General features: G+C 60.7%; 11 protein-coding genes. 3 read left to right on the top strand and 8 right to left on the bottom strand.

What is annotated here, in order from left to right; translation table 11 throughout:
- Positions 1-2 precede the first annotated feature (2 nt).
- The 5 genes from ACP7C6_RS02510 to ACP7C6_RS02490 form a co-directional block, all read right to left on the bottom strand.
- The gene (locus ACP7C6_RS02510) at positions 3-827 is read right to left on the bottom strand and encodes an NAD-dependent epimerase/dehydratase family protein (RefSeq protein WP_028616954.1); all 825 of its coding nucleotides are present in this window, start codon (positions 825-827) and stop codon (positions 3-5) included.
- Between the two features lie 197 nt (positions 828-1,024).
- A complete protein-coding gene (locus ACP7C6_RS02505; RefSeq protein WP_028616953.1) occupies positions 1,025-2,287 on the bottom strand; it encodes an OprD family porin in 1,263 nt (420 codons plus the stop codon).
- Positions 2,288-2,532: 245 nt separating this feature from the next.
- Positions 2,533-3,390 carry a copper homeostasis membrane protein CopD gene (gene copD, locus ACP7C6_RS02500; RefSeq protein WP_028616952.1) on the bottom strand — a complete coding sequence of 286 codons (858 nt, stop codon included), beginning with the start codon at positions 3,388-3,390 and terminating at the stop codon, positions 2,533-2,535.
- Positions 3,391-3,393: 3 nt separating this feature from the next.
- On the bottom strand, positions 3,394-3,759 hold the full coding sequence (gene copC / locus ACP7C6_RS02495) for a copper homeostasis periplasmic binding protein CopC (protein ID WP_028616951.1): 366 nt from the start codon (positions 3,757-3,759) through the stop codon (positions 3,394-3,396).
- A gap of 18 nt (positions 3,760-3,777) precedes the next feature.
- Positions 3,778-4,221 (bottom strand): GNAT family N-acetyltransferase, encoded by a 444-nt coding sequence (locus tag ACP7C6_RS02490; RefSeq protein ID WP_068937225.1) that lies wholly within the window; start codon positions 4,219-4,221, stop codon positions 3,778-3,780.
- Between the two features lie 143 nt (positions 4,222-4,364).
- Here ACP7C6_RS02490 and ACP7C6_RS02485 point away from each other — a divergent pair, with 143 nt between their 5' ends.
- Positions 4,365-4,985 carry a TetR/AcrR family transcriptional regulator gene (locus ACP7C6_RS02485; RefSeq protein ID WP_028616949.1) on the top strand — a complete coding sequence of 207 codons (621 nt, stop codon included), beginning with the start codon at positions 4,365-4,367 and terminating at the stop codon, positions 4,983-4,985.
- A gap of 79 nt (positions 4,986-5,064) precedes the next feature.
- Here ACP7C6_RS02485 and preA read toward each other — a convergent pair whose 3' ends face one another.
- The 3 genes from preA to hydA form a co-directional block, all read right to left on the bottom strand.
- Entirely contained in the window at positions 5,065-6,339 is a 1,275-nt protein-coding gene (gene preA / locus ACP7C6_RS02480) for an NAD-dependent dihydropyrimidine dehydrogenase subunit PreA (RefSeq protein WP_016978002.1), read from the bottom strand.
- Positions 6,339-7,706, bottom strand: a complete 1,368-nt coding sequence (locus ACP7C6_RS02475) for an NAD(P)-dependent oxidoreductase (RefSeq protein ID WP_028616948.1) — start codon at positions 7,704-7,706, stop codon at positions 6,339-6,341. The genes preA and ACP7C6_RS02475 overlap by 1 nt, the downstream gene beginning before the upstream one ends.
- Positions 7,707-7,883: 177 nt before the next feature.
- Entirely contained in the window at positions 7,884-9,323 is a 1,440-nt protein-coding gene (gene hydA / locus ACP7C6_RS02470; protein WP_028616947.1) for a dihydropyrimidinase, read from the bottom strand.
- Positions 9,324-9,914: 591 nt separating this feature from the next.
- Between hydA and ACP7C6_RS02465 the strand changes: the two genes are divergently transcribed.
- A complete protein-coding gene (locus tag ACP7C6_RS02465) occupies positions 9,915-11,402 on the top strand; it encodes an NCS1 family nucleobase:cation symporter-1 (RefSeq protein WP_068937227.1) in 1,488 nt (495 codons plus the stop codon).
- A gap of 179 nt (positions 11,403-11,581) precedes the next feature.
- Positions 11,582-12,850 (top strand): Zn-dependent hydrolase, encoded by a 1,269-nt coding sequence (locus ACP7C6_RS02460; protein ID WP_122683977.1) that lies wholly within the window; start codon positions 11,582-11,584, stop codon positions 12,848-12,850.
- The last annotated feature ends 28 nt before the right edge of the window (positions 12,851-12,878 follow it).

Here is a 12,878-nt window from a genome sequence, read left to right as displayed (position 1 = left end):
GGTCAGTCCCCGAAAGGACCGGCCGCGCAGAACGCACCGCCCTGGTAGACCTTGGCCGGGTCATCGGCGGCCACCGGTGGCTGGGTTTCGACCTGGGCGCGGAACACTTCGGAGCTGTCTTTGGGGGCAAAGCCCAGGTGGGCGGCGTAGCGGTTGTCCCACCAGGTGTCGAGGTTGTCCGACATACCGTAGACCACCGTGTGCCCGACGTTGGGGGTGTACAGCGCGCGCTCAAGCAATTGAGTCAGGTCGTCGAAGCTCAACCAGGTGTGCATCATGCGGCGGTTCTGTGGTTCCGGGAACGACGAGCCGATACGGATGCTGACGGTCTCGATGCCGTAGCGATCGAAGTAGAAACTGGCCATGTCTTCGCCGTAGGACTTGGACAGGCCGTAGTAGCTGTCCGGGCGGCGCGGGGAGTGGGCGTCGAGTGTTTCACCTTGCTTGTAGAAACCGATCACGTGGTTGGAGCTGGCGAAAATCACGCGCTTCACACCGTGGCGGCGCGCGGCTTCATAGATATGGAAAATGCCGCTGATGTTCGCGCCGAGCACTTCTTCGAACGAGCGTTCCACCGATACGCCGCCGAAGTGCAGGATCGCGTCAACGCCTTCCACCAAGTGGTGCACGGCTTGTTTGTCGGCGAGGTCGCAGGGTTGCACTTCTTCGCACGCGTCGGCAGCCGGAGCCATGTTGGCGATATCCGACAGGCGCAGTACCTGAGCGTAAGGGCGCAGGCGCTCGCGCAAGACTTTACCCAGGCCGCCAGCGGCACCGGTGAGCAGCAGGCGATTGAATGGAACGGGGGTGGTTGTGGTGGTGGTCATGAGGGTTCCATTGTTGTTGTAGGTTGTCGTATGACTATGCCGAAGTATCGTTAGGGATTCCCTAGGTTGTCAACGTTCTTGCTGACGCCAAAATACAATTGTGGGAACTGGCTTGCCTGGCATTGCGGACGGTCAGTTGACATCTACATTGCTGATGCGCCGCCATCGCAGGCAAGCCAGCTCCTACATTGGGCGGGTTACAACAGTGAAATCGGATAGCTGATAAACAGCCGATTTTCATCAAACTCGTTATTGCTGAAATCCCGACGCATGGTCGAGTTGCGCCAGCGCACATTCAGGTCCTTCAGCGCACCGCTTTGCACCGTGTAAGCCAGTTCCGACTCGCGCCCCCATTCCTTGCCATCGGTGATGGCCCCGGTGTGCACGTTACTGCCGCTGATATAGCGGTTCATCATGGTCAGCCCCGGAATGCCCAGCACCACGAAGTTGAAATCATGACGCACCTGCCAGGACTTTTCCTTGGCGTTATCGTAGCTGGCGTTGTAGCTGTCGTTGGCCAGGGTGCCGCCACTGGTGCCGTTGACGCGCATCCACACGCTATCCCCCGTGAGTTTCTGCAGGCCCACATAGAAGGTGTTGCCGTTGTACTTGGCCGAGAGCAGAGCGAAGGCGGTCTTGTTGTCGAGGTCGCCAGCCAGGGCGCTGCCGTCTTCCTTACCGGTGAAAAACCCGAGGTTGGCGCCCAGGGTCCAGTCGCCCACGGGTTGGCTGTGGGTCAGGTTGAAATACTGCTGCTGGTAGATGTCGGTGAGTTCGGCGTACCACACGCCCACCTGGGTGCGTTTGTCGTTGAAGCTGTATTCGCCGCCGCCGAAGTTGAAGCGGTCGGAGGTGAACGCGGCTTTGCCGTTCATGAACAGGTCTTCCATGCTCGCGTCATTGCGCGGGCTGTTACCGCGAAACTGCCCGCCGTAGAGCGTCAGGCCGGCGATTTCATTGGACGTGACCTGGCCACCACGGAAGGTCTGCGGCAGCGAGCGGCCGTCATCGGAGCGCAGGATCGGCAGCACCGGCATCCACTCACCGACCTTCAGTTCAGTCTTCGACAGCTTGGTTTTCAGGGCCACGCCCAGGCGGCCGAAGTTGTCGGCGGGGCGCCCGTCATCGTGGATCGGCAATAACTGCGTGCCACCCGTGCCTTTGCCGCCGTCGAGTTTTTGCGAGTACAGGCCCAGGACATCAATCCCGAAACCCACGGTGCCTTGGGTGAAGCCGGACTTGGCATCAAGGATGAAGTTCTGCGTCCACTCTTCGGCCTTGCCCTGGGGGTTGGTCGGGTTGGTGAAGTTGCGGTTGAAGTAGGCGTTGCGCAGATTAAGCGTGGCCTTGGCATCGTCGACAAAGCCTTCGGCCGAGGCGACGAGGGGCAGGGTGAATACGAGGCTGCCGAGACTGATAAAACTCAGGCGAACCGAGGAATTGCGGGCGAGTGAACTCACAGTGACGCTCCCTTTATATTGTTGTTTTTATTATTTGTCATACGTTGTCGTACAACAGGAGGGGCAATATTTGCGAGAATTTCGAGGGCTGTCAAGCTGTGGTTATACGATGACTTGGCGCGCTAGCCACTACCCCGCAGGAGCCCGGCTTGTCGGTGATGGCGGTATCGGTGTTGGTGCAAGGCTTGCGGCCCCCATCGCCGGCAAGCCGGGCTCCTACAGTTGAGTGAGTTGCAACGCGGGATTCAGGCAGCCATGACCATCGGCGGAAGGGTACCCAACAGCGAGACGGCGGCCACCGCTGCAACACCCAGCAGCCACTCCAGCATCACACTGGAGTTCAAACTGCCCAGGCGTTGTTCACAGCGCTCGATACGCAGCCGGTTCAGCAGCGCCAACGCCAGCATGCCCAGCACCAGAAATACTTTGATCAACAGGATCAGCGCGAACCCGTTGAACAACGGCGTGGGCCAGAATTGCCCGGTCAGTACGCGCACGTTGATCAAGCCGGTCACCAGCAACCCGGCGACCAGCCCATAACCCACGCCGCTGAACCGCCGCAGGATCGGCTCAAGTACCAGGGTTGGCGATTGCCTGAGGATCAACACCAGCAACAGCAAGCCGCCGAGCCATGCACCGACGCACACCAGGTGCACCACCTGATTGAGGATCAGCAACTGGCCGCTGAGCCCATCGAGCATGGCGCCATGGCCCACTGGCGCCAAGGTCGCCAGCAGCAGCGCAATGACCGGCAGGCGCAGCATCCGCCAGGGTTTGGCCAGCACGATCACCAGCAACAGGTTCAGCAACAGGTGCCACACCCACACCTGGCCAAAGAAGGTCTTGCCCAGCACCAACTGCACGGTGGCCGGTTGCAGCGCCGCGTCCCAGCTGCCCGCCATGCTGGCGGTAATCAACAGCAGCCAGGCCACGCCAGAGAATAATGCCAGCCAGGCCAGCCCGCGGGTGATGCGCTCAAGTTGCCGGTCCAGCGCCGGTTGCGCTTCAGCGCCGAGCAGCCAGGGCCTGAATGCACAAGCCCCGAACATCAGCAGCACGACGATGAAGTGCAGGAAACGGCACAGCACCAGCAGCGTTGCCATGGGTTATTGGCCGACCTTGAAGCTGTATTCACCGTTGCTCTTATGAGTGTCGACCGAGACCGCGTTCCACACCACTTTGTAGTGACCGGCCGCCAAGGGTGCGGCCGGAGTGACGACCAGGATTTTTTTGTCGGCGTCCGGTGTTTCCAGGCCCTTGATGGCGACTTCGGTGCCGTCCTTGCTCAGGGACACTTTGGTGAAGGTGGCCTCGACGCCTTCGCTGAAGGTCAGGCGCAGGTCTTTAGGCGCGCTGACGCTGCTGTCGGCCGCCGGTTCAGCGCTCTTGAGGTGCGCGTGGGCAAATGCAGCGGAGGCGCCCAGCAGGGAGGCGAGCAGGGCGACGGTGGTGAGGCTTTTCTTGATCAACATTGTTCAATACCTTCAAGGTCAGGGAGTCGGTAGAGCCATGTGCAGCAAGGGAAAGGGCTTGCCTTCGCCATCCAGCGGCGAGCGCGCGACCTGGATAAAACCATAATGCAGGTAGAAACCCACGGCCTGAGGGTTTTGTTCGTTCACGTCCACCGTGAGGGCGTCGTGACGGGCGCGGGCGTGGTCCAGCAATTGGCGGCCGATGCCCTGGCCACGGCGGTCGGGCTCGATAAACAGCATTTCCACGTTGTGCCCGCCAGTGCCGATGAAGCCGGCGATGCCGTTCTGGTCCTCATACACCCACACATCCAGTGCGGGCATGGGCAGGTAGGTGTCGCGCACCAGGGGTAGCAGACGTTGAATGTCATCCTCGGGGAGGAAGTCATGGGTGGCCCGCACCGAGCGCTCCCAGAGTGCGCCCAGCATGGGGTCGTCGGTGGCCACGCGAGGTCGAATAGTCATTGCAATGATCCTTCATGGGGACCGCGATCCTAACCAATCCGATTTGCAGGGGAAAGGTTCGCGTCAGAAGTTTCATTATGGCCTGTCGCCGCGATCTAGAGCCGATGGTAGTCTTTAAGCCAAGTTGTTGTCAGGGAGCCCTTATGGGCAATCACAAGATCGGAATTCGTCGGGTCAACGTCGAGAAAATTCTGCTGGCGGCGGAGAAAATCTTCGCCGAAAAAGGCTACGGCAGCACCGCCATGGCGGATATCGCCGAAGAAGCGCAATTGCCGCGCTCCAACCTGCATTACTACTTCACCACCAAGAGCGAGCTGTACAGCGCGGTACTGTTCGACCTGCTGGAAGTATGGAAGCAGGATGCCCTGAGTTTCGAGACCTTCGACGATCCACGGGTGGTGCTCAGCAGCTACATCCGCGCCAAGATGCAGCGCTCGCGCACGCGGCCGTATGGTTCAAAAGTCTGGGCCAATGAAATCATCCACGGCGCGCCGACGCTCGGTGAGGCGCTGGATGAGAGCCTGTACGACTGGGCCAAGATGAAGGAAGCGAAAATTCGCCAGTGGGTGGAAGACAAACGCATCCTGCCGGTGGAGCCGTCGAGCCTGCTATACATGATCTGGGCCTCGACCCAGCACTATGCCGACTTTGATCATCAGGTGAAGATCTTGAATGAGCACCAGCCGTTGTCGGATATGCAGTTCGAGAGAGCGATACAGACGGTGACAGGTGTGATTTTGCGGGGGATTGGATTGGAGCCTTGATATCGGTGAGCTGATCCCATTTTTGTGGTGAGCGGGCTTGCCCCGCGCGAGGCAAGCTCGCTCACCACAATATTTCGGGTTACACAGCCTCCCTGTATGGGTTCCTCGGATCCTGCGTCCAATTCAAAAATGGCTTGCCCGTGTCCATCGGCACCATCTCGATACAGTCCGCCACCGGGCAGGTGATCTGGCACAGGTTGCAGCCCACGCACTCGTCATCGATCACCTCGTATTTATGTGTGCCATCCGCCTGTTTCAAACTGGAGATGGCCTGGTGCGAGGTGTCCTCACAGGCAATATGGCAACGCCCACAGCCAATGCACGCCTCCTGATCGATCTTCGCAATCACCTGATAGTTGATGTCCAGGTACTTCCAATCCGTCGTATTTCCCACCGCCCGCCCGGAAAAATCCTGCAGGCTTTTGTATCCCTGACTGTCCATCCATCGTGACAGCCCGTCCTTCATCTCCTCCACAATCCGAAACCCATGCAGCATCGCCGCCGTGCACACCTGCACCGCACCGCAGCCCAGGGCGACAAACTCCGCCGCGTCACGCCAATTGCCGATGCCGCCAATGCCGCAGATCGGCAGGCCTTGGGTCTGCGGGTCGCGGGCGATTTCGGCGACCATGTTCAGCGCGATCGGCTTGACCGCCGAGCCGCAATAACCGCCGTGGGTGCTTTGCGTGCCGACGACGGGCAGCGCGACCATGCGTTCCAGGTCGACGCTGGTGATGGAGTTGATGGTGTTGATCAGCGACACCGCATCCGCGCCGCCGCGATACGCTGCCCGCGCCGCCACGCGGATGTCGGTGATATTCGGCGTGAGCTTGACGATCACCGGCAGCGAGCAATACGTCTTGCACCAGCGCGTCACCTGTTCCACATATTCCGGCACCTGGCCCACCGCCGCGCCCATGCCGCGCTCCGGCATGCCGTGGGGGCAACCGAAGTTCAGTTCGATGCCGTCGCAACCCGTGGCTTCCACTAGCGGCAGGATGTTTTTCCAGGATTCCTCGACGCACGGCACCATCAGCGACACGATCAGCGCGCGGTCGGGCCAATCCTTTTTCACCTGGGTGATTTCCCGCAGGTTGATCTCCAGCGAGCGGTCGGTGATCAGCTCGATATTGTTGATGCCCAGCACTTCACGGTTGGCGCCGTAATGCGCCGAGTAACGCGACGACACGTTGACCGCCGCCGGATCTTCGCCCAGGGTTTTCCACACCACGCCGCCCCAACCGGCTTCGAAGGCGCGCACCACGTTGTAGGCCTTGTCGGTAGGCGGCGCGGAGGCCAGCCAGAACGGGTTAGGGGCTTTGATACCGGCAAATACAATCGAGAGATCGGCCATTACGCAGCCTCCACATTCAGCATGAGTTGGGCATGGATGGCCTCGGCGGCCAGCTTGCCGTGTTGCACGGCTTGCACGGTGAGGTCCTGGCCGAGGCTGACGCAATCGCCGCCCGCGTACACCCCGGGAATGCTGGTGCGCAGCTGCTCATCGACAAAGATCCGTTCACCGACACGCTGCAGTTGCTGGGCCAGCGGATCATGCAGTGCCTCGCTGTCGAAGCCCTGGCCGATGGCCTTGAAGATCGCATCGGCCGCCAGTTCGAAGGTTTCGCCGGTCGAGTGCAAACGGCCGTTTTCCATGCGTGTGCGCAAGAAGCGCATGCCACGCACATGGCCCTGATCGTCCAGCAGCACGGCCTCCGGCTGGGCCCAGGTCAGCAGGCGGACCTGGTTGGCCTTGGCGATGTCCTGTTCGTGATGAGTGGCGCCCATGTCCGCCAAGCCACGCCGGTAGACGAGGTTCACATCGCGCGCACCGAGACGGGCCATCTGCACGGCCATGTCGATGGCGGTGTTGCCGGCGCCGAGCACGATGCAGCGGTCGGCCAGGGGCAGTTGGGTCAGGTCATCGGCCTGGCGCAGCTCGCGAATGTAGTCGGTGGCGGCGAGCAGGCCGGGGGCGTCTTCATGGGGCAGGCCGAGTTGTTTGCTGGCGGCCAAGCCGAGGCCGAGGAACACTGAGTCGAATTGCTGGTGCAGTTCACTGAGCGTGAGGTTGTCACCCAGGCGCTGGCCGTGGCGAATCTCGATGCCACCGATCTGCAGCAGGAAATCCAGCTCCTTTTGTGCGAAGTCATCCACCAGCTTGTACTTGGCGATCCCGTATTCATTCAGGCCGCCGGCTTTTTCCCGCGCTTCAAAAATCACCACGTCATGACCGTGCAACGCACTGCGGTGGGCGCAAGCCAGGCCAGCGGGGCCGGCACCGACCACGGCGATGCGCTTGCCGGTGGACGCGGCGCGGTGGAAGGGATGCTCGGTGAAGTGGGCATTGTCGACGGCATAACGTTGCAGCAGGCCGATCAGCACCGGTGCGCACTCTTCGGCGTTGTTACGCACGCAGGCCTGCTGGCACAAAATCTCCGTGGGGCAGACCCGCGCGCAACTGCCGCCGAGGATATTGGCCGAGAGGATTTTCTGCGCCGCGCCTTGCACGTTTTCGGTGTGGATATTGCGGATAAACGAGGGGATATCGATCTCGCTGGGGCACGCGTTCACGCACGGTGCGTCGTAGCAATACAAGCAGCGCGACGCTTCCAGTTGCGCCTGGCGCGCATTGAGGGGCGGTGCCAGGTCGGTGAAGTGGCTGGCGAGGGTGGCGCCATCCTCAACGGGATGGGGGAGGTGGGTCAGGGTCTGGATCACGGTGGTGGCCTCACGGTTATTGAGGTGCTGCCTCTGATGGGCATTGGTTTTTGTGTTGCCGTTGCTGGCTTTATCGCAGGCAAGCCAGCTCCCACATGGGATCGGGTTCACATCGTTCAAATGTGGGAGCCGGCGGTGCGACGATTCGACTTGCCCGCGATAGGCCGAAGGCCGCTTTTAGCGTTTCACTGCAGTGGGCCTGGAACGCTCCGCCCGCTTGCTCAACTGCTCGAACACCGGCGGATACGTCGGCCGCTCCACATACCGCCCGGCACCGCGCTCGGCGCGCAGGTCGCCATCGGCCCAGACCAGCTTGCCCTGGCTGATGGTGTGGCTCGGCACGCCGCGCACGGTCTTGCCTTCGAAGATGTTGAAGTCGACTTGCTGATGGTGGGTCTTGGCGGAAATGGTTCGCGTGCCCTCTGGGTCCCACAGCACCAAGTCCGCATCCGCACCCACGCGAATCGCGCCTTTGCGCGGGTAGAGGTTGAAAATCTTCGCGGTGTTGGTGGAAGTCAGTGCGACGAACTCCTGCATGGACAGACGCCCGGTGTTGACGCCTTCGTCCCACAGCAGCGCCATGCGGTCTTCGATACCGGCGGTGCCGTTGGGGATCTTGCTGAAGTCGTCACGGCCGGCGGCTTTTTGCTCGGCGCAGAAGCAGCAGTGATCGGTGGCGGTGGTGTGCAGGTTGCCGGATTGCAGGCCGTGCCACAGCGCCTCCTGATGCCCGCGCGGGCGGAACGGCGGGCTCATTACATAGCCGGCGGCGGTTTGCCAGTCGGGGTGCTGGTAGACGCTGTCGTCCAGCAGCAGGTGGCCGGCGAGGACTTCGCCGTAGACTGGCTGGCCCTTGCCACGGGCGTAGGTGATTTCGTCCAGCGCTTCTTTGGTGGACACATGCACCAGGTAAAGCGGCGTGCCGATGGTCTCGGCGATGCGGATGGCGCGGCTGGCGGCTTCGCCTTCGACTTGCGAAGGACGCGACAGCGGGTGCGCTTCCGGCCCGGTGATGCCCTGGGCCATCAGCTTGCGTTGCAGGTGATACACCAACTCGCCGTTCTCGGCATGCACCGTGGGCACTGCGCCCAGTTCCAGGCAGCGCTCGAAGCTGGCGACCAGGGTGTCGTCCGCCGCCATGATCGCGTTCTTGTAGGCCATGAAATGCTTGAAGCTGTTGATGCCGTGGTGGCTGACCAGCTCGGCCATTTCCTCGCGCACCTGCTCGCTCCACCAAGTGATCGCCACATGGAAGCCATAGTCGGACGCGGATTTTTCCGCCCAGCCGCGCCACTGGTGGAAGGCTTCCAGCAAGGATTGCTGTGGGTTGGGAATTACGAAGTCGATGATCGACGTGGTGCCGCCCGCCAGGCCTGCCGCCGTGCCACTGAAAAAGTCTTCACTGGCCACGGTGCCCATGAAGGGCAGTTGCATATGGGTATGGGGATCGATGCCGCCGGGCATCAAGTATTGGCCGCTGCCATCGAGTATCTCAGTGCCGGCGGGAATATCCAGGTTCGTGCCAATGGCGCGAATTAGACCGCCTGCGCATAACACGTCGGCGCGGTAACTTTCATCATGGGTAATAACGGTGGCGCCACGGATCAACAGCGACATGTCGAGTTCCTCACAGGCTTGACCGGCTTGTGCCAGTTCTAAGTGTTGTAATGCTGCTTACCGATGGTCGGTTAATTCCTGTCATCGGTGACAGGAATAGAAACTAGCCCGAGTTTTTCGATTGGGCAAGAAGATTTTTTATAAGCTTATACCGTGTTTAATTCATTGATTAATAAGGCAAAAAATTTGAAATCACCAAAATGTAGCGCTCTCTCACCATTTTGACGCACTTGACAGGTTCTTAAATTGATCAACATTTCTTATTGCAAATCAGACGCTTGAGACATGCCTCTTGACGAAGGCAGTGAATAAAAATAATTGTGTTGCACCAGATTGAGTCCTGATCGTTCGGGCAACTTCCACGTTATCTAGCCTGAGTAACGCGGCAAGTACCGAAGGCTCAATCGGAAAGCTGATTAACATCAGCCAGTTATATACGCGGTGTGGGTGCGGTATCGGTTGTCGGCACGGTTATTGAGTGCAGTGGCGGCTGGCCGGGCCCGTGATGTCATGTTGTTTACGAGGTACTCCGGCCACCGGCACACACCGTGCAGGTGAGCAAAAATAATTCGAAAAAACCGTGGAGCGGCCATGCAACAGAACAGATCGCAAGTCATTGAACGCAACGGCCTGTACGAACTCGACGCCGGCCCCGACGTCCTCGACAGCCCGCGCTACAACCACGACATGGCACCGACCAAGGTGCACGAACGCACCTGGAACAAGTGGCACATCACCGCGCTGTGGGTCGGCATGTCGATCTGCGTGCCGACCTACACCTTGGGCGGGGTGCTCACCGCGTATTTCGGCTTATCGGTAGGCGAGGCGCTGATGGCGATCCTGCTGGCAAACATCGTGGTGTTGATCCCGCTCACGCTTAACGCCTTCCCCGGCACCAAGTACGGCATTCCGTTTCCGGTGCTGCTGCGCTCGTCGTTCGGCATCCTGGGTTCCAACGTGCCGTGCCTGATCCGCGCGCTGGTGGCCTGTGGCTGGTTTGGTATCCAGACGATGTTTGGTGGGCTGGCGATCCACCTGTTCCTCGGCTCGATTTTCGAGGGTTGGAAGTCCCTTGGCGGCACGGGTGAAGTGATCGGCTTCATGATTTTCTGGTGCCTGAATTTGTGGGTGGTGCTGCGCGGTGCCGAATCGATCAAGCGCCTGGAAACCTTGTCGGCGCCGTTGCTGGTGGCGGTGGGCATTGGCTTGCTGGTGTGGGCGATGCCCAATGTGTCGATCAGTGAGTTGATGGCGATCCCGCCGAAACGCCCAGAGGGCGCGAGCCTCACCGGTTACTTCATGGCCGGCCTCACCGCGATGGTGGGCTTCTGGGCCACCCTATCGCTGAATATCCCGGACTTCAGCCGCTACGCCAAAAGCCAGAAGGACCAGATCCTCGGGCAGATCTTCGGCCTGCCGCTGACCATGTTCCTGTTCGCCGCCCTCGGCGTGATCATGACCGCCGCCTCGGTGAAACTGGTGGGCGTCAGCGTGTCCGACCCGGTGACCCTGATCGGGCATATCCAGAGCCCGGTGTGGGTGGCTGTGGCGATGGCATTGATCATCGTCGCGACTTTGTCTACCAACACGGCGGCGAACATTGTGTCGCCCACCAATGACTTCCAGAACATCGCGCCCAAGCTGATCAACCGCACCACGGCAGTGATCCTGACCGGCCTGGTGGGGCTGGCGCTGATGGGCCATGAGCTGCTGAAAAAGCTCGGCCTGATCGTGTCCGACGTGAGCCTGGAAACCGTGTATTCGAACTGGTTGCTGGGCTATTCAAGCCTGCTGGGGCCCATTGCCGGGATCATGGTGGTGGACTACTTCATCACCCGCAAACAGCAGCTTGATCTGGCCGGCCTATACCGCGACGACATCTACCCGGCGTGGAACTGGAGCGGCTTCATCGCCTTTGGCGTGCCGGTGGTGCTGACCTTGCTGTCGCTGGGCAGCGATGCGTTCAGTTGGTTCTACAGCTATGGCTGGTTTACCGGTTCGGCGTTGGGTGGCTTGCTGTATTACGGCCTGAATGCCAAACGCGGGGCCAGCCCGGTCGCGGTGAAAACACCACTGTAGATAATTTGAAATGCAAACCACATGTGGGAGCGGGCTTGCTCGCGAATGCGGTCTTTCAGGCGACATTTGCAGCGACTGACACGGCCTCTTCGCGAGCAAGCCCGCTCCCACATGTATGACCGCATTCCATTGATGGAATTGAGTCAATCCATAAGAAATGTAGCTTGAGGAGATCACCCATGAACGCTGCCCTCGACGTCCTGCAAATCAACCGCGACCGCCTGTGGCAGTCGCTGATGGACCTGGCCAAGCTCGGCGCCACCCCCAAGGGCGGCGTCTGTCGCCTGGCCCTTACCGACCTTGACCGCAAGGCCCGCGACCTGTTCGTGCAGTGGTGCGAAGAGGCCGGCTGCACCGTGACCGTCGACGGCATCGGCAACATTTTCGCCCGTCGTCCGGGGCGCGATCCGAACCTGCCACCGGTGATGACTGGCAGCCACATCGACACCCAGCCCACCGGTGGCAAGTTTGACGGTTGCTTTGGCGTGCTGGCGGGTGTGGAAGTGCTGCGTACGCTCAATGACCTCAAGGTGGAAACCGAGGCGCCGCTGGAAGTGGTGGTGTGGACCAACGAGGAAGGCTCGCGCTTCCCGCCGTGCATGATGGGCTCCGGCGTGTTCGCCGAGAAGTTCACCCTGGCGGACACACTGGCCAAGGTCGATGTGGACGGCGTCAGTGTCGGCGATGCATTGAATGCGATTGGCTATGCGGGCTCGCGGCCGGTCAGTGGGCATAAGGTGGGTGCGTATTTCGAAGCACACATCGAGCAAGGCCCGATTCTTGAGGACGAGAAGAAAACCATCGGTGTGGTGCTTGGCGCCCTCGGGCAGAAGTGGTTCGACCTGAAGCTGAGCGGCGTTGAGGCTCATGCGGGGCCGACGCCGATGCACCTGCGCAAGGATGCCCTGGTGGGCGCGGCGGCCGTAGTGGCGGCAGTGAATGCGGCGGCGCTGGGTCATCAGCCTCATGCGTGTGGCACGGTGGGTTGCCTGCAGGCGTATCCCGGCTCGCGCAACGTAATTCCGGGTGAGGTGCGCATGACCCTGGACTTCCGCCACCTGGAACCGGCGCGATTGGATTCGATGATTGCCCAAGTGCGCCAGGTCATTGAAGACACCTGCGCCAAACATGGGCTGAGTTTCGAAATGGAACCCACGGCTGACTTCCCGCCGTTGTACTTCGACAAAGGCTGTGTGGATGCGGTACGCGATGCCGCAAATAGCCTGGGTTTGTCGAACATGGACATCGTCAGCGGGGCAGGGCATGACGCGATTTTTGTCGCAGAGCTGGGGCCGGCGGGGATGATTTTTGTGCCCTGTGAAGGTGGCATCAGCCATAACGAAATCGAGAATGCCGCGCCGGATGATCTGGCGGCGGGCTGTGCGGTGTTGCTCAGGGCAATGGTCGCGGCGTCGGCGGCAATCGCCTGTGGCAAGCTCGCCGCCTAAGCCATCACTGCCCTCCTACGGAGAATGG

The organism is Pseudomonas sp. TWR1-1-4 (assembly GCF_049897165.1).
Lineage (GTDB): Bacteria > Pseudomonadota > Gammaproteobacteria > Pseudomonadales > Pseudomonadaceae > Aquipseudomonas > Aquipseudomonas canadensis.
The sequence above is the reverse complement of the archived record's forward strand: the minus strand, read 5'-3'. Positions and strand labels throughout refer to the sequence as shown.